The sequence below is a fragment of the Amycolatopsis sp. NPDC104819 genome (genome assembly GCF_055583145.1).
This window is the reverse complement of the sequence record NZ_JBVJON010000015.1, coordinates 80117-98948: the sequence shown is the minus strand read 5'-3', so window position 1 is coordinate 98948 and position 18832 is coordinate 80117. Positions and strand designations below refer to the sequence as shown.

22 protein-coding genes are annotated in these 18832 nt (G+C 72.9%); 10 read left to right on the top strand and 12 right to left on the bottom strand.

Annotated elements, in window-relative coordinates; translation table 11 throughout:
• The gene (locus ACZ63E_RS37540; RefSeq protein WP_465341076.1) at window positions 1-1827 is read left to right on the top strand and encodes an exo-alpha-sialidase; all 1827 of its coding nucleotides are present in this window, start codon (window positions 1-3) and stop codon (window positions 1825-1827) included.
• On the opposite strand, the gene ACZ63E_RS37535 is transcribed toward ACZ63E_RS37540, so the two are convergent.
• Complete coding sequence (locus ACZ63E_RS37535) at window positions 1733-2656, bottom strand: DMT family transporter (protein WP_465341075.1); 924 nt, start codon at window positions 2654-2656, stop codon at window positions 1733-1735. The genes ACZ63E_RS37540 and ACZ63E_RS37535 overlap by 95 nt on opposite strands.
• A 72-nt stretch (window positions 2657-2728) precedes the next feature.
• On the opposite strand from ACZ63E_RS37535, the gene ACZ63E_RS37530 reads away from it, so the two are divergent.
• Window positions 2729-3628: a LysR family transcriptional regulator gene (locus ACZ63E_RS37530; RefSeq protein ID WP_465341074.1), complete on the top strand. Its 900-nt coding sequence runs from the start codon at window positions 2729-2731 to the stop codon at window positions 3626-3628.
• A 4-nt stretch (window positions 3629-3632) separates the two neighbouring features.
• On the opposite strand, the gene ACZ63E_RS37525 is transcribed toward ACZ63E_RS37530, so the two are convergent.
• From ACZ63E_RS37525 to ACZ63E_RS37510, 4 genes are all read right to left on the bottom strand, one after another.
• Window positions 3633-3965, bottom strand: coding sequence for a hypothetical protein (locus tag ACZ63E_RS37525; RefSeq protein ID WP_465341072.1), 333 nt, complete (start codon window positions 3963-3965; stop codon window positions 3633-3635).
• 68 nt (window positions 3966-4033) lie between these two features.
• A complete protein-coding gene (locus tag ACZ63E_RS37520) occupies window positions 4034-5398 on the bottom strand; it encodes a protein kinase domain-containing protein (protein ID WP_465341071.1) in 1365 nt (454 codons plus the stop codon).
• Window positions 5399-5495: 97 nt separating this feature from the next.
• On the bottom strand, window positions 5496-5957 hold the full coding sequence (locus ACZ63E_RS37515) for an HNH endonuclease (protein ID WP_465313907.1): 462 nt from the start codon (window positions 5955-5957) through the stop codon (window positions 5496-5498).
• Window positions 5958-6074: 117 nt separating this feature from the next.
• Window positions 6075-7013 (bottom strand): CE1 family esterase, encoded by a 939-nt coding sequence (locus ACZ63E_RS37510; protein ID WP_465341070.1) that lies wholly within the window; start codon window positions 7011-7013, stop codon window positions 6075-6077.
• A gap of 165 nt (window positions 7014-7178) precedes the next feature.
• On the opposite strand from ACZ63E_RS37510, the gene htpG reads away from it, so the two are divergent.
• From htpG to ACZ63E_RS37495, 3 genes are all read left to right on the top strand, one after another.
• Window positions 7179-9083 (top strand): molecular chaperone HtpG, encoded by a 1905-nt coding sequence (gene htpG, locus ACZ63E_RS37505; RefSeq protein ID WP_465341069.1) that lies wholly within the window; start codon window positions 7179-7181, stop codon window positions 9081-9083.
• Window positions 9084-9273: 190 nt separating this feature from the next.
• On the top strand, window positions 9274-9924 hold the full coding sequence (locus ACZ63E_RS37500; protein ID WP_465341067.1) for a phosphoribosyltransferase: 651 nt from the start codon (window positions 9274-9276) through the stop codon (window positions 9922-9924).
• Between the two features lie 120 nt (window positions 9925-10044).
• Entirely contained in the window at window positions 10045-10479 is a 435-nt protein-coding gene (locus ACZ63E_RS37495) for a DUF6292 family protein (RefSeq protein ID WP_465341066.1), read from the top strand.
• 17 nt (window positions 10480-10496) lie between these two features.
• On the opposite strand, the gene ACZ63E_RS37490 is transcribed toward ACZ63E_RS37495, so the two are convergent.
• The 3 genes from ACZ63E_RS37490 to ACZ63E_RS37480 all read right to left on the bottom strand — a co-directional run bounded on the left by ACZ63E_RS37490 (window position 10497) and on the right by ACZ63E_RS37480 (window position 12365).
• A complete protein-coding gene (locus tag ACZ63E_RS37490) occupies window positions 10497-10664 on the bottom strand; it encodes a hypothetical protein (RefSeq protein WP_465341065.1) in 168 nt (55 codons plus the stop codon).
• Window positions 10628-10864, bottom strand: coding sequence for a hypothetical protein (locus ACZ63E_RS37485; protein ID WP_465341064.1), 237 nt, complete (start codon window positions 10862-10864; stop codon window positions 10628-10630). The genes ACZ63E_RS37490 and ACZ63E_RS37485 overlap by 37 nt, the downstream gene beginning before the upstream one ends.
• Before the next feature lie 895 nt (window positions 10865-11759).
• Complete coding sequence (locus ACZ63E_RS37480; RefSeq protein ID WP_465341063.1) at window positions 11760-12365, bottom strand: flavodoxin family protein; 606 nt, start codon at window positions 12363-12365, stop codon at window positions 11760-11762.
• A 64-nt stretch (window positions 12366-12429) separates the two neighbouring features.
• Here ACZ63E_RS37480 and ACZ63E_RS37475 point away from each other — a divergent pair, with 64 nt between their 5' ends.
• Window positions 12430-12642 carry a hypothetical protein gene (locus ACZ63E_RS37475; protein WP_465341062.1) on the top strand — a complete coding sequence of 71 codons (213 nt, stop codon included), beginning with the start codon at window positions 12430-12432 and terminating at the stop codon, window positions 12640-12642.
• Entirely contained in the window at window positions 12639-14231 is a 1593-nt protein-coding gene (locus tag ACZ63E_RS37470) for a phytoene desaturase family protein (RefSeq protein WP_465341061.1), read from the top strand. The genes ACZ63E_RS37475 and ACZ63E_RS37470 overlap by 4 nt, the downstream gene beginning before the upstream one ends.
• On the opposite strand, the gene ACZ63E_RS37465 is transcribed toward ACZ63E_RS37470, so the two are convergent.
• Entirely contained in the window at window positions 14222-14542 is a 321-nt protein-coding gene (locus tag ACZ63E_RS37465) for a hypothetical protein (RefSeq protein ID WP_465341060.1), read from the bottom strand. The two genes, ACZ63E_RS37470 and ACZ63E_RS37465, sit on opposite strands and share 10 nt — an antisense overlap.
• Before the next feature lie 174 nt (window positions 14543-14716).
• On the opposite strand from ACZ63E_RS37465, the gene ACZ63E_RS37460 reads away from it, so the two are divergent.
• Window positions 14717-15097: a VOC family protein gene (locus ACZ63E_RS37460; RefSeq protein WP_465341059.1), complete on the top strand. Its 381-nt coding sequence runs from the start codon at window positions 14717-14719 to the stop codon at window positions 15095-15097.
• 4 nt (window positions 15098-15101) lie between these two features.
• On the opposite strand, the gene ACZ63E_RS37455 is transcribed toward ACZ63E_RS37460, so the two are convergent.
• Window positions 15102-15437: a hypothetical protein gene (locus ACZ63E_RS37455; RefSeq protein WP_465341058.1), complete on the bottom strand. Its 336-nt coding sequence runs from the start codon at window positions 15435-15437 to the stop codon at window positions 15102-15104.
• Between the two features lie 133 nt (window positions 15438-15570).
• On the bottom strand, window positions 15571-15942 hold the full coding sequence (locus ACZ63E_RS37450) for a hypothetical protein (RefSeq protein ID WP_465341057.1): 372 nt from the start codon (window positions 15940-15942) through the stop codon (window positions 15571-15573).
• Window positions 15943-16035: 93 nt separating this feature from the next.
• On the opposite strand from ACZ63E_RS37450, the gene ACZ63E_RS37445 reads away from it, so the two are divergent.
• On the top strand, window positions 16036-16416 hold the full coding sequence (locus ACZ63E_RS37445) for an STAS domain-containing protein (RefSeq protein WP_465341056.1): 381 nt from the start codon (window positions 16036-16038) through the stop codon (window positions 16414-16416).
• On the opposite strand, the gene ACZ63E_RS37440 is transcribed toward ACZ63E_RS37445, so the two are convergent.
• Complete coding sequence (locus ACZ63E_RS37440; protein WP_465341055.1) at window positions 16413-17507, bottom strand: carboxylate-amine ligase; 1095 nt, start codon at window positions 17505-17507, stop codon at window positions 16413-16415. The genes ACZ63E_RS37445 and ACZ63E_RS37440 overlap by 4 nt on opposite strands.
• Before the next feature lie 125 nt (window positions 17508-17632).
• Here ACZ63E_RS37440 and ACZ63E_RS37435 point away from each other — a divergent pair, with 125 nt between their 5' ends.
• On the top strand, window positions 17633-18820 hold the full coding sequence (locus ACZ63E_RS37435; protein WP_465341054.1) for a M20 family metallopeptidase: 1188 nt from the start codon (window positions 17633-17635) through the stop codon (window positions 18818-18820).
• The last annotated feature ends 12 nt before the right edge of the window (window positions 18821-18832 follow it).

The following is an 18832-nucleotide window of genomic DNA, read 5'->3' as shown; positions in this document are numbered from 1 at the left end:
ATGAGAACACTGGGGAGATGGGCCGCCTTGGTGGCCCTGGTCGCGGGCACGCTGCTCGCCGTGAGCCCGGCGCAGGCCGCGCCGCAGTTCGACCAGCAGGTCCTGTTCAAGGCGTCGCAGGATCCCGGGTACAGCTGTTTCCGGATCCCGGCGATCGTGAGGTCCACGCACGGCACGCTCTTGGCCTTCGCCGAAGGCCGCATCGACAACTGCGGTGACACCGGCGACATCGACCTCGTGCTGAAACGCTCCACCGACGGCGGGAAGACGTGGTCACCGCTGCAGGTGGTCAACCGCGGCGGCGGGGACACCCACGGCAACCCGGTGCCCATAGTGGACCGCCGGACCGGCCGGATCGTGCTGGTCACGACGTACAACAAGGGCCGCACCGATGACAAGGCCTGCGACGTCCCGTGCCCGCGGACCCCGCACTCGCAGTACAGCGACGACGACGGCCGGACCTGGTCGGCCCCGGTCGACATCAGCGCTCAGGCGAAACTGCGGAACTGGGACTCGTGGTACGCCTCGGGCCCGGTGCACGGGATCCAGCTGACACGTGGCCGCCACGCGGGACGGCTCGTGTTCGGCGTCAACGCGGAAACCAGCGACGGCACGAACTCCATCGAGAACCACGCCGGGCTCGTCTACAGCGACGACGGCGGACGCAGCTGGCACGTGGGCGCCGTCAACAGCTACCCGCACCCGGTGGGTGGGACGTACACGCAGAAGCCGTCCGAGGTCACCGTCGTCGAGCTGGCCGACGGCTCGATCTACGCCGGGGGCCGTGAGCAGGGCGGCACCGACATCGGCAACCGCGACTACGCCGTCAGCCGCGACGGCGGCGAGACGTTCTCCAGGTCCTTCACCACCATCCCCGACCTGGTGACGCCGATGGTGCAGGGGGCGATCGTGCGGGTCGGCGATCGCCTCCTGCTCTCGTCGCCGTCGGACACCGACCGGCGGCGGTGGATGATGATCCGCTCGTCCTACGACGGCGGCCGGACGTGGGACAACGCCGAGCAGGGCACGCAGGTCACGACGGACTGGTCCGGCTACTCCGACCTGGTGCAGATCGGCGGTCCGGAGATCGGGCTCCTGTACGAAGGCGGCGCGGCCGACGCCCGTGACGAGATCCGTTTCGCGCGGTTCACCGAGGACTACCTGGGCCGGCACCGCTCCGCGGGACCGTCCACACCGGACGTTTCGGGCCACGCCGACGCCCGGGTGCTGGGCGGCGCGCCGGTGACGCCCGGCCGGTTCGGCGGTGCGCTGACCTTGGACGGCGTCGACGACTACGTCCGCGTGCCGTACGACCCGGCGCAGCCACCCGGCGACGGTGACCTCACGTGGACCGGCTGGTTCCGGTACGGGGCGAGCAAAGGCAACCAGGTGCTCTTCTGGCTCGGCGGGATGGGCACCACGGCGCCGCAGCTGTGGCTGCGCGGCGAACCCGCGAACCACCGGCTGAGCACGACGATGACCGCGGCGGCCGGGACCGCGTCGATCACGACGGCGCAGGCCTACGACGACCAGGCCTGGCACCACGTCGCGCTGGAGCGCACCGGCGGCAGGCTGCTGCTGTGGGTGGACGGTGTCCAGGCCGCGGCCGGCGCGGCGGTCGCCGGGTCGGTCAGCCAGACCGTGTCGTTCCAGCTGCAGCTGGGCCAGCGGCTCGACAACACGTTCCGGTGGAACGGCTCGTTCGACGAGGTCCGCTTCTACCGCCGGGCGCTCACGGCGCCGGAGCTCGACGCGATCCGCCTCCGGAACGCGCCGGTTCCCGCGGGACAGGTGCTGCGGCTGCCGTTCGACCGGGTCCGCGGCTGAGGGAGATGAGGACGACGCCGGCGATGCTGAGCGCACCGCCGGCGGCGTCCACCCAGGTCGGGACCTCGCCGAGCCAGCCGAACGCGACGGCGAGGGCGACCGCCGGGACCAGGTAGAGCGCGCCGGTCGCGACGGCGATCGAGTGCCGCGCGACCGCGTAGCCCCAGGCGACGAAGCCGGCGGCCGAGGGGAGCACACCGAGGAACACGACCGACAGCGTCGCCGCGGCCGGGGCCGTCCCGACCGCGTCCAGCGCCTGCGGGGCGAGGGGCGCGAGGAAGAGCGTTCCGGCCCACATGGCGTAACACGCGACTTCGAGTCCGGTGTAGCGCTTGAGCAGCGGCTTGCTGCAGAAGTGGTAGACGCCCTGGACGGCCGCGGCGGCCAGCACGACCCACGCCGCGCCCGAGTAGCCCAGGCCGCCGCCCACCGCGATGAGCGCGCTGCCGCCGAGCGCGACGGCGCTGCCGAGGACCTTGCGCGCGGTCAGCCGCTCGCCCAGGAACGCCGCGGCGAGCAGGACGCTGAACACCGGCGCCACCGAGACGAGCAGGCTCGCGGTGCCCGCCGGGACGTGGACCTCGCCCCAGTTGAGCAGGACCTGGTAGGCGCTCATCCCGGCCAGCCCGCACACGGCGACCATCGGCAAGTCGGCCTTTTGCGGCACGCGCACCTTGAGGATCGGCGCGGCGAGCAGCAGGACGGCCGAGGCGACCGCGAGCCGGGCGAACGACAGGCCCGCGACGCCGTACCCGTCGAGGCCGACCTTGATCGCGGGGAACGCCGAGGCCCACAGGACGACGGTGACGGCGAGAGCTGCGAGTTTCACGCTCTCCATCGTCGGCCGTGCGATACTGAAGTACCAGTTATGGTTTCTTCTTGAACCAGGAAGTCGGACTTCATGTTGGAGCTTCGCCGCCTGCGCATCCTGCACGGACTCGCCCAGCACCGGACCGTGGCCGCCACGGCCGCGGCGCTGCACCTGACCGGCCCCGCCGTCTCCCAGCACCTGGCCGCGCTCGAGCGCGAGGCCGGAACACCGCTGCTGGAGAAACAAGGCCGCACGCTGGCGTTCACCCCGGCCGGGCGGTTGCTGGTGTCCCACGCGGAGGTCATTCTCGACGACCTGGCGGCGGCCGAGTCGGCGCTGGCGGCGGTCGCCGAGAACGGCGGCACAGGCACGGTCCGGGTCGCGGCGTTCGCCTCGGCGTCCCGGCAGCTGCTGCCGCGGGTGTGGGCCGAGCTGCCGCCGGCGGTGTCCCTGCGCCTGGCCGTGCAGGAACCGGAGACCGCCTTCCGGTCGCTGCGCACCCAGGACGCGGACATCGCGGTGGTGCACGGGTATTCGCTGCTGCCGCGCGACGTCCCGCCGCGGTGCGAGGACCGGGTGCTGCTCTCGGAGCCCGTCCTGCTGGCGGCTTCCGATCCGCCGGGCTCCGGCGAGCCCGTGCGGTTGGCCGACTTCGCCGATCGGCCGTGGCTCGTGCCCACGGCCGATCTCTCGTGCCACGAGATGATCCAGCGGGCGTGCGGGGCGGCGGGTTTTGTGCCGTCGGTGGCCGCGGAGTCGCCGGACTTCGCGGTGCTGATCGCGCTGGCCGCGGCCGGGGCGGGCGTGGCGCTGGTGCCGGCGATGGCGCTGCCCGCCGGACCGCTGGAGGTCAGTCTCCACCGGCTCGCGGAACCGTTGACCCGCAAGGTGTTCGCGGTGACCCGGAGCGGCACGGCCCGGCGGCCGGACATTCGCGCCGTGCTCGACCTGCTGGAGCGGTCGGCGGCCGAGTGGGTCGCGGAAGCGTGAGCCGTTACTTGGCGGCCCGCGCCTTCTCGACGGCTTCCAGGAACTTCGCGACCTTCTTCCGGTCGCCGTAGTCGTACTGGAACGTGTTGCCGGCCAGCTTGTCGGCGAACAACGGGACGTTCTCGACGACCGCGCCCGGCCCATCCGGCGTCACGAACTCGATCTTCCCGGGCTTCCACGCCGTGGCGGGGGTGTGGCGGATGGCGGTGATCTTCGCGAGCGGGAACCGGTTCTTCTGGTCGTCCGGGACCACCGCCCAGATCTTGGTCGCGATGGTCAGGGTGATCGCGCTCCCGTCGAAGCGCAGGGACCGACGGCGGGATCTGATGGGCTTCACCGGACCTCCCGTCGTCACCACGACTATCCCAGCGGCCCAGTGCCGCCGGAAGACGCCGTCCGGACGGTTCAGAGCGTCCGGCAGGTGAGCTCCGGACGGCCGTCGGCGGCGCCGTCGCCGGTCAGCGCGATCAGCCCGAACGTCGTCGAGCCGTCCGCGTCGAGCTTCGCGTTCCACGCCGCGTTGTCGACCGTCACCGTCGAGCCGTCGACCGTGAACGTGCCGTTCCACAGGCCGCTGATGTGGTGCCCGTCCGGCAGGGTCCAGCGGACGCGCCAGCCGGACAGCGCGGCCGCGCGGTCGTTGCGGACCGTCACCTCGACCTGGTAGCCGCCGGGCCAGGAGTTCGTCACCTGGTAGCGGGCCGCGCAGCCCAGGTCGGCCGGGGTCGTCGAGGTGGTGGGCGGGGGAGTGGCCGGGACCGGCGCGGCGACCGGGGCCGCCGCCGGGGCCGGTCGGTCCGGCACCAGCGCCGTCCCGATCACCACGCCGAGGGCCAGCAGCAACGCACCGCCCGTGCTCGCCAGGACGAGCCGGCGGCGCGGGCGGTGGACGCGCAGCAGCCGGGTCCCCAGGTGCCCTCGCGGCCGAGGTCGCGGCGGAGGTAGCGGACGGCCGCCGGTGACGGCTTCGAACAGGTCCTGGACCTCGGCCATCACCGGGCGCTCGGCCGGGTCGCGCCGCAGCAGCCGTCCGAGCACCTCCGCGAGCGGCCCGCTGTGCCGCGGCGGGGTGACCTCGTCCCGGGCGACGCGCAGCAGCAGCGTGATGGCGTTGTCGTCGTTCCCGAACGGCGGCACACCCTCCAGCGCGCGGTAGAGCGTCGCGCCGAGGGAGAAGACGTCGGCCGGGAAGCCCGCGTCGGCGCCGTTCGCGACTTCGGGCGAGAGGTAGGCGGGGGTGCCCGCGATGAACCCGCCGCCGGTCACCGTGCCCTCGCCGGTGGCCCGCGAAATCCCGAAGTCGGCGATCTTCGCGACGCCGGACTCGCCGATGAGCACGTTGGCGGGGGTGACGTCCCGGTGCACGATGCCCTCGGCGTGCGCCGCGGCCAGCGCCGAAGCCACCTGCAGGCCGATGCGCGCCACCTCGTCGGCGGGCAGGCTCTCCCGGTCGAGCAGGATCTCCGCGAGGCTGCGCGAGGGCAGGTACTCCATGACCAGGTACGGCTCGCCGCCGTGCTCGGCGACGTCGTGCACGGTGATGGCGTGGGGGTGCCGCAGGCGCGCGGTGAGCCGGGCCTCGCGCATCGCGCGCGAAGCCGCCTGCCCACCGGCGGCCTGCCCGATCGCCGGGTCGTACCCCAGCTGCTTGACGGCGACCACCCGGTCGAGCCGCTCGTCGCGGGCCCGCCAGACGACGCCCATCGCGCCCTGGCCGATCCGCTCGTCCAGCCGGTAGCGCCCGGCGATCAGCTCTCCTGCGTCGGTCACGACGACCTCCCGGCCTTCCCCGGAACACACGGATGCCAGTGGCAATCGGTTCGAGCCTACGGCCTGCCCGCCGGGGGTGCCGACGGGCAGGCCGCGCTCACGCGCCGGGCCGGTGCAGCTGGTCCCACGTCGGGACGGCCGGGGTGAACCGGAGCTTCATGCCAGCCTCGGCCGGCAGCTTGTCCGCCTTGCGGGCGTTGCAGCTGCGGGGCGTGCCGCCGCACGCGGCGACCGTGTTGAGCCAGCTGGTCTTGGCGCCGCCGCGGGACAGCGGCGTCACGTGGTCGATCGTGGTCGCGCGCTGCCCGCAGTAGGCGCAGCGGTGCCCGTCCCGGACCAGGACCCCGCGCCGGGACCAGCGCGGTGGCTGCGTATATCGCCACTTCATGACGACGTAGCGCAGCAACCGGACGATCTTCGGGCGCGGGAACAGCCCGTACGCGAGACCGTCTTCGGCTTCGTGGATCTCGGCGACGTGGCGCACGAGCATCCGGATGGCGTGCGGGACGGACACGGTCTGCAGCGGCTCGTAGCCGGCGTTGAGGACAAGAACCTTCACGGCGCACCTCTTCCTTCGGTGGGGAGACGCAGAAAGCCGCCCGTCGGCGGTCCGACGGGCGGCTTCTGCCTGGTGCGGTTCATGGTCGCCGAGGGGCGCGAGCCGCGTCAATCGTGTTTACCGCAGGGAATGGCCCCGGAAGAACCGCCAGATCACCGGGGTCGCGTCGATGACCGTCGGGGTGGCCGAGTCGAGGTTCGGCTTCGTGCTCGGCCAGACGTGCCCGGCCCCTTCGACGCGGTAGTGCTCGAGGGCGCCGCGGTGGTCGCAGCCGAGCCACTTCTGCGCGACGACCCCCTGCACCGGCTTCCACGAAACGGGCTTGGCGCGGCAACCGTCCCTTGTGGACCAGCCGGCCAGCCAGTCCGGGATCGACGGCAGGCCCTTGTCCGGGTTGCCGGTGTAGGGGATGGTCGTGTCGGCGGTGCCGTGGAAGTCGAGGATCGGGACGTCCCGGCTCGGGTGGCAGGCGCCGCCCTGCGGGTAGAAGGCGCCGGAAACCGGGGCGAACGCCGCGATCCGGCCGGCCAGCCGGCACGCGAGCACCCCGACGAACCCGCCGCCGTTGGACTTCCCGGTGGCGAAGATGCGGTTGTCGTCGACGCACAGCGTGCGCTGCAGCGAGTTCAGCAGGTCACTGGTGAGCAGGACGTCGTCCGCGGCCGCGGAGTAGGGCGCGCCGGTCCAGGCCGACTCGCCGTCGGTGCCGATCAGGCCCTGCGGGTACACCGAGATCGTGTCCAGCGCCGAGAACCCGGACAGCTCCTCCTGGTACTGGGAGGTGCGCTTGTGCCCGTGGAAGGAGAGGACCAGGGGGTACGCGCGCCGCGGGTTGTAGTGCGCGGGCAAGTGCACGGTGTAGGTGCGGTCGAGGCCGCCGGACACGACGTGCTGCGTGGTCGTCACCCCGGCCGGGACCGGGGCGGGGCGCCCGCAGCCGGTGGTGCGGACGGGGTGGTCGACGACGCCCGCCGCGGCGGCGGGCGCGGCGAAGGCGGTGGTCAGGGCGCAGGCCGCGGCGAACGCGGCCGCCCACCGGGGCAGGGGTCCGGGCACTCGATCCTCCTTGATCGGCAGCGGGGCGTGGCCAGCATCACCCTCGGAGTCCGACCCCACCTAGATTGCGTTCATAAAGTGCGCGACCGGGTGACGCCCCGGAGTGTCGGTGCCTCTCGGTAGGATCGGCCCACCTCGGCTTTTGTGCACCGGAAAGGACCGGAAGTGACCACCCCGATCGAGACGCTGGAGTTCCAGTCGGAAGCGCGTCAGCTACTGCAGCTGATGATCCATTCGATCTATTCGAACAAGGACACCTTCCTGCGGGAGCTCGTCTCCAACGCCTCCGACGCCCTCGACAAGCTGCGGCTGGAGTCGTACCGCGACAAGGACCTGGACGCGGACACGGCCGACCTGCACGTGGCGATCGAGGCGGACCCGGCCGCGCGCACCCTCACGGTGCGCGACAACGGCATCGGCATGACGCGCGACGAGGTCGTCGCCCTCATCGGCACGATCGCCAAGTCCGGCACCGCCGACTTCCTGACCAAGCTGAAGGAGGCGAAGGACGCGGCGGCGTCGCAGGACCTCATCGGGCAGTTCGGCGTCGGGTTCTACGCGAGCTTCATGGTCGCGGACAAGGTCACGCTGGTGACGCGCAAGGCCGGCACGGCCGAGGGCGTGCGCTGGGAGTCGACCGGCGAAGGCACCTACACGATCGAGCCGGTCGAAGACGCGCCGCAGGGCACCGCGGTCACCCTGCACCTCAAGCCCGAGGACACCGAGGACCACCTCTACGACTACACGTCCCCGGCGAAGATCCGGGAGATCGTCAAGAAGTACTCCGACTTCATCACCTGGCCGATCCGGATGGCCGGCGAGGCCGCCGAGGGTGAAGAGCCGAAGGTCGAGACGGTCAACTCGATGAAGGCGCTGTGGGCGCGGTCGTCGAGCGAGGTCACCGAGGCCGAGTACCACGAGTTCTACAAGCACGTCAGCCACGACTGGCAGGACCCGCTGGAGACCATCCGGCTGCAGGCCGAGGGCACGTTCGAGTACCAGGCGCTGCTGTTCCTGCCCTCGCACGCGCCGATGGACCTGTTCCTGCGGGAGCGCAAGCGCGGGGTCCAGCTGTACGTGAAGCGCGTCTTCATCATGGACGACTGCGAGTCGCTCGTCCCCGAGTACCTGCGGTTCGTCAAGGGCGTCGTCGACGCTCAGGACCTCTCGCTCAACGTCTCGCGCGAGATCCTGCAGCAGGACCGGCAGATCCAGCTGATCCGCCGTCGCCTGGTCAAGAAGGTCCTCTCGACGGTGAAGTCGATGATGACCGCCGACGCCGAGAAATACGCGACGTTCTGGCGCGAGTTCGGGCGCGCGGTCAAGGAAGGCCTGCTCGACGACTTCGAGAACCGCGAGGCCATCCTCGAGATCTCGTCGTTCGCCTCGACGCACGACGCGGAGAAGCCGACCTCGCTGCGCGACTACGTCGAGCGGATGAAGGACGGCCAGCAGCACATCTACTACATGACCGGCGAGTCCCGGTCGGCCATCGAGAACTCGCCGCACCTGGAGGCGTTCCGGGCCAAGGGGTACGAGGTGCTCGCGCTCACCGACCCGATCGACGAGATGTGGGTCGACGCGGTGCCGGGCTTCGACGGGAAGCAGTTCCAGTCGATCGCCAAGGGCCAGGTCGACCTGGAGTCGGACGAGGACAAGAAGGCCACCGAGGTGGCCCGCGAGCAGCAGCAGAAGGACTTCGAAGGCCTGCTGTCGTGGATGGGGACGTCCCTGGGCGAGTCGGTCAAGGAGGTCCGGCTTTCGTCGCGGCTGACGACGTCGCCCGCCTGCATCGTCGGGGACACCCACGACCTGACCCCGACGCTGGAGAAGATGTACCGGGCGATGGGGCAGGAGCTGCCGCCGATCAAGCGGATCCTCGAGCTCAACCCCGAGCACGCGCTGGTGACCGGCCTGCGCGAGGCGCACACCGCGCGGCCGGAAGACGCGGGGCTGGCCGAGACGGCCGAGCTGCTCTACGGGATGGCGCTGCTGGCCGAAGGCGGCGAGCTGGGTGACCCGGGCCGGTTCATCAAGCTGCTGGCGAGCCGGCTCGAGAAGACGCTGTGAGACCGGGCCCGGGCGGGACCACCCCGCCCGGGCTTCGTCCACTGTGGACGATCGGTGCGGCCGTGCGTGAGGTTTCGCGCGGCTTCCGAACGGGCATGCGCGACGTATGGCCGGAACCGTGCTCGAAGCCGCCAGGCCGCCGCGCTGTCCGCAGGTACCCGGCGAGTGGCCCGCGGCGGGTGGCTGACCCGTGGGCACCCGCGAGAGCGTTGCGCGCGTCTTCGCCGACCGAGAGGATGCCGGGCGTCGGCTGGCCGACGCCTTGGCGCGGCGGACCTGGACCGACCCGCTCGTGCTCGGGCTCGCCCGGGGCGGGGTGCCGGTGGCCGTCGTGGTCGCGCGGCGGCTCGGCGCTCAGCTGGACGTCGCGGTCGCCCGCAAGATCGGCGCGCCGGGCCGCCGCGAGTACGGCGTCGGCGCGGTGACCCCGGACGGTCCCGCGATCTACGACGAAGCGATCCTGCGTGTCATGGAGCTGACGGCCGTCCGGATGGCCCGCGTGGAAGAGCGCGAACGGGCGGAGGCGCGGCGCCGCCTCGAGCGGTACCTCGGCGGCCGCGCGCCGGCCGGACCGGCGGGCCGCGACGTCATCCTCGTCGACGACGGGCTGGCCACCGGCGTCACCGCGACGGCCGCGCTGCGTGACCTGCGGGCCGGGCGCCCGCGGACCGTCGTCTTCGCCGTGCCGGTGGGCGCGCCGGACGCGGTCGCGAGGCTGCGGGACGAGGCCGACGACGTCGTCTGCGTGGCCGAACCGGCGGGATTCCGCGCGGTCGGCGAGTGGTACGCCGATTTCCGCCAGACGAGCGACGAGGACGTGCTTTCGCTGCTCGGCCGGTGACCCTGGGACCTCCACTGAGGACGGGCCGTGACGTGCTGCTCCACCCGGGGAGACCCGGGTTGACCGGATGGGTGGCGGGGTATCACCCGGCGGGGGCCGCGAACCGGATGGGCGGGCGAGATGATCGAACGGGACGGGCTCGGCGCTCCGGCGCGCGGGCTGCGGCAGTACTTCCTGGCCGTGGCGACCAAGCTGGACGTTCCGGCGTGGTTCTGCGAGGTGGAAGTGCCCGCGTCCGCGTACTTCGCGCTGGAGCGCCGGCTCGCGCGGTTCCCGGACCACGAAGCGGCCCTGCTGTGGGACGAGCGCGACGGCTGGGCCGCGGCGGTCGAGTCGGCGGCCGGCGAGGACGTGGTGGTGCTCGCCTACCTCGGCGTCGACGTGCTGGCGGCGCCGGACACCGTCCTGGCCTTCGTGAAGGATCTCTATGGCGACGCGTACCCAGGCCAGCCCGACCCGCCGGACCTGCGGAGACCCGGGGCCCCGGACGGCTTCGACGAGCGTCTCGCCGGCTGTGCGAGCAACCCCGTCTGCCTGCCCGAGGGCCAGTCCTGAGCAGTCCACCGCCCGCGTCAACGCGGCGGCAGCACGCAGAGCTCGTTGTCGTTTGGGTCGTCGAGGACCGTCGCGCCGAGCGTCACGAGCCGCGCCACCTCGGCCCGCTGGTCGCGGCCGATCGGGGCGAGGTTGAGCTGGTGATAGGTCAGGCCGTGTGAGTCCGTCCACGTGCGTGTCCCCACGGCTCGATGCCGGGCACCGGCTCCCGGAACCGCAGGCAGACACCGCCCGCGGAGGTCGTGCCGAACGTCAGGCCGCGGTCGGCGAGCGAAAGCCGGACGCCGAGGCCGCTGCGGGGGCCGAGCAGCCGCCGCACCCAGGGGTGGCCGACGGCGAAGTCCGCGTGCAGGCGGTACTGCACGACGACCGGCGCCGCGGTCATGCGTGCTCGCCCGTCGGCCGGGTGGTGGTGCGGTGCATGGGAGCCCTCCTTCACGCCGTGTCTTTCCGGCTACCCGGTGGCGCCGGTCCCTGCAACCAGGACGCGGGCCCCCGGTCCGGTGGGGGTAACGAAGTCCGTGTCCCGGCCGGTTACCACGTCCACGCGGGACCAAACCAAGTCCGAAGTGGACGATCGCGGTTCGGCCCACCGGGCCCGGGGCAACCGGTGCGCGGTGACCGATCCGCGGAGGGAGGGCCGATGGCCGAAGCGCCGGGGGAGCGGCCGCGGTCGCGCTTCGGGACCGCGTTGACCGAGCGGCACGACCGGACGCCGGTGGGCTGGTTCGCCCGCGCGCTGCGGGTCCCGGGAACCGAACGGCTAAGTCTCGTCCAAGCCGCGAAAGCCACGTTCGCCGCCACCGGTGCCTGGCTGCTGGCCACGCTGGTGCTGCGGCTGCCCCAGTCGTTCCTCGCGCCGTACGCGGCGGTGTTCCTGGTGGGCGCGACGATCGGCGCGGTCGTGAACGCCCTGATCTTCCCGCCGCTGCACGGGGAACGGCTGTCTTCGGCCGCCGGCCGGCTCGCGACCGCGCTGGCCGAGCCGCCGGAGGACGTCGAAGACCTGCTGGCCCGGGCCCGTGACGTGCGGAGCCTCGTGCAGCTGGCCGAGGACGCCGCCGGCCTGACCAAGGAGGGACGGCTGCTCAACCTGCGCCGCCGGCCGGGGGCGGGCGGCCGCCACGAACGTCCACTCGCGACACTCATCGCGCTGTGGCCGCCGGCTTCCCAGCTGGTCACTGCGGACGATGGGGGTGTCCGCGCGGCTGGGGCTCGGCACCCTGACCCTGCCCGCGCGGCACCTGCTGGAAAGCCGCTGACGTGGATCGATGTAGCCCTCACGAAGCCGGGTACTGCTGCTCCCGGAGCAGGTTCGCGAGGTGGACGGCGTTGCGGACGAGCGTCGCGTTCGCCGAGGCCACGGCCTTGGGCGTCTCGTCGAGGTCGTGGTAGTCGCCGCCCTGCATGGCCTCGCCGTTCCAGTACGTGCCGCCCTGCGCCGGCACCGTGAAGCCGGTGTCGTTGAGGGCCTGGAACAGGTCGGCGATGATCTTGTGGGCGCCGTCCTCGTTGCCGACCGCCGCGGCGACCGCGACCTTGCCGAACATCGCGGGCCGGCCTTCGCCGTCCTGTTCGGACAGTTCGGCGTCGAGGCGTTCGAGGACGCGCTGCGCGACGCTCGACATGTGGCCCACCCACGTCGGTGTGGCGACCAGCAGGACGTCGGCGGCCAAGATCTTGTGCCGGATCTCCGGCCACTCGTCACCCTCGCCCATGTCGGTTTCCACACCCGGGCGGACGTCGTAGTCGACCACGCGGACGATCTCGCCGGTGGCGCCGCGTTCGGCGAACAGGTCCAGCAGCTGGCGCGCGATGAGGTCGCTGCTCGACTTCGACGGCGACGGCTTGAGCGTGCAGGTGAGCGCCAGGACGCGCAGGGGCATGGGTTCCTCCCGGTGGGTTCGGACCACTCCGGCTACCCGGTCCGCGCGGGCGCCAACCGCTGGCTTGGCGACGCACAAGCTGCCGCTCGCCGAAGCGCCGCGCGCGTACGAGATCTTCGAGAAGAAGCTCGACGGCGCGCAGAAGATCCTGCTCCAGCCCAGCCAGCAGTCCACGGGAGGAACCTGCCGTTCCGAGCCGCGCCGCCCACGCTGGCGGAGATCGCGGCGGGCTGGCAACCTCGACGGGGACGAGCCGGCCCCCGGGAGGTCCCAGTGAGTACCGAAGCCGTCGACGCCGTGGTCATCGGCGCCGGGCACAACGGCCTGGTGGCGGCGAACCTGCTGGCCGACGCGGGCTGGTCCGTGCTGGTGCTGGAGGCGACCGGGCACCCCGGCGGCGCGGTCCGGACGGCCGAGGTCACCGAACCGGGCTTCCGCAACGACCTGTTCAGCGCCTTCTACCCGATGAGCGCGGTGTCCCCGGTGATCCAGGGGCTGCGGCTGGGGGAGCACGGGCTGCGCTGGCGGCACGCTCCCGACGTCCTCGCGCACGTGCTGCCCGACGACCGGAGCGTGGTGCTGTCGCGGGACCTCGACCGCACGGCGGCGTCGGTCGAGGCGTTCGCCCCCGGCGACGGCGACGCGTGGCGGCGGCTGGTCGAGCAGTGGCGGGAGATCCGGGAACCGCTGCTGGACGCGTTGTTCACGCCGTTCCCGCCGGTCCGCCCGGGGCTGAAGCTGCTGTGGCGCACCGGGACGCCGGAAGCGCTGCGCCTGGCGCGAATGCTCACCCTGCCCGCGCGGCGGTTCGGCGACGAGCTGTTCGACGGCGAGGGCGCGAAGCTGCTGCTGGCCGGGAACGCCGCGCACAGCGACCTGTCGGTGGACAACGCGGGCAGCGCGGTGTTCGGCTGGCTGATGGCGATGATCGGCCAGGACGAAGGGTTTCCGGTGCCGGCGGGTGGCGCGGGGGAGCTGATCACAGCGCTGGTGCGACGGCTGGAGTCCCGCGGTGGAACCGTCCACTGTGGACGTCCGGTGGCCGAGGTGCTCGTCCGCGATGGACGCGCGCTCGGGGTCCGCGACGCTTCCGGCGCCCCGGTGCGCGCCCGCAAGGCCGTGCTCGCGGACGTCCCGGCGCCGATCCTGTACGGCGACCTGGTCGGCGCGGAGTGGTTGCCGCGGCGGCTGGTCGAGGACCTCGGCCGGTTCGAATGGGACAGTGCGACGGTCAAGGTGGACTGGGCGTTGTCCGGCCCGATCCCGTGGACGGCCGAAGCCGCGCGCGGCGCCGGCACGATCCACCTGGGGACGGACCTCGACGGCCTGTCCGCCTACGGGAGCGAGCTCACCCGCGGCCGCACCCCGCGGCGGCCGTTCCTGCTGCTCGGCCAGATGACCACCGCGGACCCGGACCGGTCCCCGCCCGGCACGGAGTCGGCGTGGGCGTACACGCACGTCCCGCGCGGCACGATGGAGAACCGCGCGGCGCTGGAGCGGCGCGCGAAGCGCATCGAGGAGACAGTGGAGGCGAACGCGCCGGGCTTCCGCGACCTGGTCAAGGCCCGCTACGTCCAGGGGCCGGTGGAACTGGCGAACCACAACCCGGGCCTGGTGGGCGGCGCGATCAACGGTGGCACCACGGCGATCCACCAGCAGCTGTTCTTCCGCCCGGTGCCGAGCGCGGGCCGCGCGGACACCCCGGTGGACCGCCTGTTCCTGGCGGGCGCGTCGGCGCACCCGGGCGGCGCGGTCCACGGCGGCCCGGGCGCGAACGCGGCCCGGGCGGCGCTGGCCCGGGCGGGAAAGCTGGGTCTCGGGTACGCGGCGGTGATCCGGGCGGCCCACCGCGCGATCTACGGCTGAGCCGGGTTGGCGTGCTTGCCGGTCGCGAGGTCGGCGAGACGAGCCAGGGACTCGGTGTTGCGGGGCTTCACCAGCAGCGACTGCAGGGCCGCCGGCAGCAGCTTGCCGGGCCCGCGGACGACGTGTTCGGTCATCCTGACCAGGGTCTTTCCGTCGCCGTGCGGCACGAGCGTGAGCCCGACCGCCGCGGCGCCGACGGGCGAGGCCAGCGCCAACGAAAGCCCCGGCTCGACCGCGGTCACCACGGTCTCGTCCTGGATGTGCGCCGGCCACGGGCCGACGCTGTGGTGGATCCGCGAGCTCCCGACCACCCCAGCCGGCGTAGAGCCAGCCGTCGGCGAGGACGTCGTACACGGCTTCGGGTGGCACGTCGATCACCCGGCTGACCTGGGTCACGGCTACCTCCTGCTCGCCGTCGCGTGCCACGATGGTGGTCGACGACGAAGCCACTGCCGTGGCGCGGGAAACCGAACGGAGCTGAGCGGATGGCCTGCCGGATCACCGAGCTCGTCCTGGACTGTGCCGATCCCGGCCGGCTCGCCGAGTTCTGGTGCGCCGTGCTCGGTTACGAGATCGTCGGCCACGAGCCCGACGGTCTCGAGCTGGGCCCGCCGGGTGGCAAGTTCGGCGCCGGGCCGCCGACGTTGATCCTGGCTCAGACCGACAACCCGCGCCGCGGGAAGCTGCCGTTGCACCTGGACGTGAGCCCGGCCGGCACGGACCACGAGACGGAGCTGGCCCGGCTGCTGGCGCTCGGCGCGCGCCCGGCGGACGTCGGTCAGGACGGCACTGAGTCCTGGGAAGTGCTGCAGGACCCGGAAGGCAACGAGTTCTGCCTGCTGCACACGGACGTCGGCGCCGCCTGAGCGGTCAGTCGCTTTCGGCCGCGCAGCGGCGCCACTGCACCCGGTCGCCGGCCTGGTCCGCGTGCCACACGGGTGTCCCCTCGGACTCCCACGTCGGCAGCAGGCGTCCGGTCACCACACGACCGCGGTCGACCCGGCCGAACAGCTCGGCGCCGTCGGCACGGCGGGCCGCCGGGATCCACGCCGGGAACCTCGCCCGCGGCAGCTTCCGTTCGATCCACTCGCGGGCCGAGCCCTCGCTCCCGTGGTCGGATTCGACGATGCTCGACACCGGCCCGTCGCCGCCGACCACGAGGCCGATCGACGCGCGCCAGCGCACGGAGGAAACGTCGGGATTCATCGGTCCCAGGTTCCCGGACGAGCGGGTCCGCGGGCCAGTACACGTACGGGTGGATCGACGCTCACTCACCGTGCCCCCTGCTGTCTGCGGCCGTCCGGACACCCTCGGATTTCCCCGCCCGGGTGATGTTCAATCACGCGCTGCTCAGCAGCCGTGCGCACGCCTTCTCCAGCACCGCCCGCGCGTCGTCGCCGTCGACGCGTGCCGCCCGCTTCAGCGCCGCCGCGATCGTGCGCTCGTCGCGGTAGGCCTCGACCAGCCGCGGGTCCACATAGGACGATCGGCACACCGCGGGGGTGTTGCCCAGTGTCAGGGAAACCTCCTTCATCACGCCCGCTTCCGCGCGCTTGCGGGCGGCGGTCGACGACGGCGGGTCCGCGGCGGCGAACGCGGCCGCCGCCGGCACCGTCGCGTTCCAGGTGCGCAGGTCCTTCGCGGTGCAGTCGTCGCCGGCGAGCTCCGCTTGCGGGTGAGGCCGTTGCACAGCACCGGCGACGAGAGCCACGGCGCGCTGCTGATGATGGAAGAGCTGCCGCCCGCTTCCTGAGCTGCGTCCCGGCGTGTTTCGTGATGATCATGCCCGGGGTACCTCGTGGTCATGACGACTTACGACCGTCCGCGCGTCGTCTCGCCGCGAACGGACCGGCTGCCTTCGCCGCGCGCTCCCGCGGACGGTCACCTGCGGAGCCGGATCCGCTGGAAGACGGCCGACGCGATCGTCGTCGAGGTGGCGGGGGAGGTCGACCTGTGCACGGCGCCCGGCCTCGAAACCGCGCTGGCCGAGCACGTCCAGGCCTGCCCCGGGGTGCTGCGGGTCGACCTCGGCGAAGTGCGTTTCCTGGGCGCGGCAGGCATCGACGTGCTGCTCCGGGCGCAGCAGCGGGCCGAAGCCGCCGGGATCCGCTTCGTCCTCGATCCCGGCCGCTCCCGCGCCGCCGTGCGCGCACTCGAACTGGCCGACCGGCTCGGCCGCCGCTAGCCGCCCGTCAGCAGGTCGACGACGTCTTCGGGCCGGTTCCGTTCGGCGAACCGGCGGCGTTGCCGGTCCGCGCCGCCGCCTTCCGCGACGAGCCGCGTCAGCCCGTCTCGCGCGAACTCCAGGTCGTCCGCCGCCTCCAGCGCGGGCGCCGTGCGCTCGAACAGGTCGTCGAGCACCGCCTTGGCCGGCACCAGGTCCCCGCTGTCCGGGTGCGGGCAGCAGCCGGTCGGCCCTTCTCGCGACGCCCGCCAGAGCTGCGCGCGCAGCACTTCGTTCGACAGCTGCGGTGGGGGCGCGGCCTCGGCCAGCGCGGTCGCGACCAGGGCTCTCGCCAGCACGCCCAGCAGGACGGCCTCCTCCGGGGTCGCGGCGACGTCGGCGATGCGGAACTCGATCGTCGGCTGCTTCTCCGAAAGCCGGACGTCCCAGTAGATCATCCCGCGGTCGAGGATCGAACCGGCGCGCAGCCAGCCGTCGACGATGCTTTCGTACTCGTCGAGGGAGGCGAACCGCGGCGGCGGGCCCGCTGACGGCCACCGGCTCCACTGCTGGTACCGCCAGCTGCCGTAGCCGGTGTCGTAGCCGTCCGCGATCGCCGAGTTCGCGGTGACCGTGAGCAGCACCGGCAGCCACGGCCGGACGTGGTTGAGCACGCGGATGCCGCTGTCCTGGTCGGGGATCGCGACGTGCACGTGGCAGCCGCAGGTGAGCGAAGTCCGCGCGGTGGCGCCGAAGTGCTCGGCCATCCGCTCGTACCGCGGGCTGGGCGTGATGGTCGGCAGGCCCGCTTCGGCCAGCGGCGGCGCCGCGGCGGGCAGCACCCGCAGCCCGCGCCGGCGCGCGGCGCCCGACAGGCCGGCACGCATCCCGCGCAGCTGCCGCAGCGCTTCGCCGTGGGTCCGGCAGACGTCGGTCGCGGCCTCGGCCTGCGACCGGGTCAGTTCGTGCTGCAGCTCGCCCTGGTCGTTCGCCGTGGCTTCCGCGGCGTCGACGACGTTGTCGCCCGCCTGCGAGAGGTGGCCACGGCGGTCGACGACGAAGAACTCCTCTTCGATGCCGAACGTCAGCACTTCACCGGGGGCCTGGTTCACCGGGGTTCTCCTGGGGATCGGGGAGTCACCCGGATACCCGTGCGGTCCGGCGTGCAAACCGTGGCCGGGCCGTGTGGAACACTGCGGGTGGTGTGACCGTGCAGGGCGGGGGTATTCCGGTGGGCATGGAGTGGCACGAAGACCTGCACGAGCGGGCCGACGAGCGGATCGAGCACTGGGCCGAACGGCTCTGGGCCGTCGCCGTCGCGCTGCACGAACGGCCGGAACTGTCCTATGAGGAGCACGCCGCCGCGGAGCTGCTGACCGGCGAGCTGACCACGGCCGGCTTCGCGGTGGAGTCCGGCGTGGCCGGGCTGCCCACGGCGTTCGTCGCACGAGCGGGCAGCGGACGGCCGTGCGTCGCACTCCTGCTCGAGTACGACGCGCTGCCCGGACTGGGCCACGCCTGCGGGCACAACCTCGTCGCGGCGTCCGGGCTCGGCGCCGCGCTGGCCGTGAAGGAGATCCTCGCGGACAGCCCGGGTTCGCTGCTCGCGATCGGCTGCCCGGCCGAGGAACGCGGTGGCGGCAAAGTCGCGTTGGCCGAGGCCGGCGTCTTCGACGACGTCGACGCGGCCCTGATGGTCCACCCCGGCGTGCACTCGTGGTCCTGGGCGCCGCTGACCGCGCAGGTCGAGCTTAAGGTGACCTTCCACGGCCGCGCGGCCCACCCCACCGGCGACCCCGAACAGGGCGTGGACGCCCTCGCCGCGCTGGTCCAGGCGTTCGGCGCGGTCTCGGCGCTGCGCCAGCGGCTGCCCGCGAGCTCCCACGTCCAGGGCATCATCACCCACGGCGGTGAGGCGACGAACATCGTCCCCGACCGGGCCGAGGGCCGGTTCGGGCTCCGCGCGCTGACGACCGGGGCGCTGGACCGCCTGGCCGAGGACGTCGGCACGTGCGCGCAGGGCGCCGCGCTGGCGACCGGCGCGAAGGTCGACGTCGAACGGCTCGGGCGCGGGTTCGCGCACTTCCGCGACAACCCGGTGCTGTCCGAGCGGTTCACCGAACACCTGGCGGCGTGCGGGATCCACGCGACACCGCCGGAGCCGGGCGGCTACCCGGGGTCGTCCGACATCGGCGACGTCAGCGTCCGCGTCCCGGCGATCCACCCGTTCGTGGCGATCACGGCGGAGGAGTACGCGGTGCACACCGAAGAGTTCGCGGCCGCGTCGGCGGGCGCGCGCGGGCGGTCGGTGATGCTCGCGTCGGCGGCGGCGCTGGCCCGCACGGCGATCGACCTGCGGACGCACCCGTCGCTGGTCAGCCGGGCCTGGGACCACTTCCGGGAACAGGCGCGGAACGAGCACTGAGCCCGTTCCGCG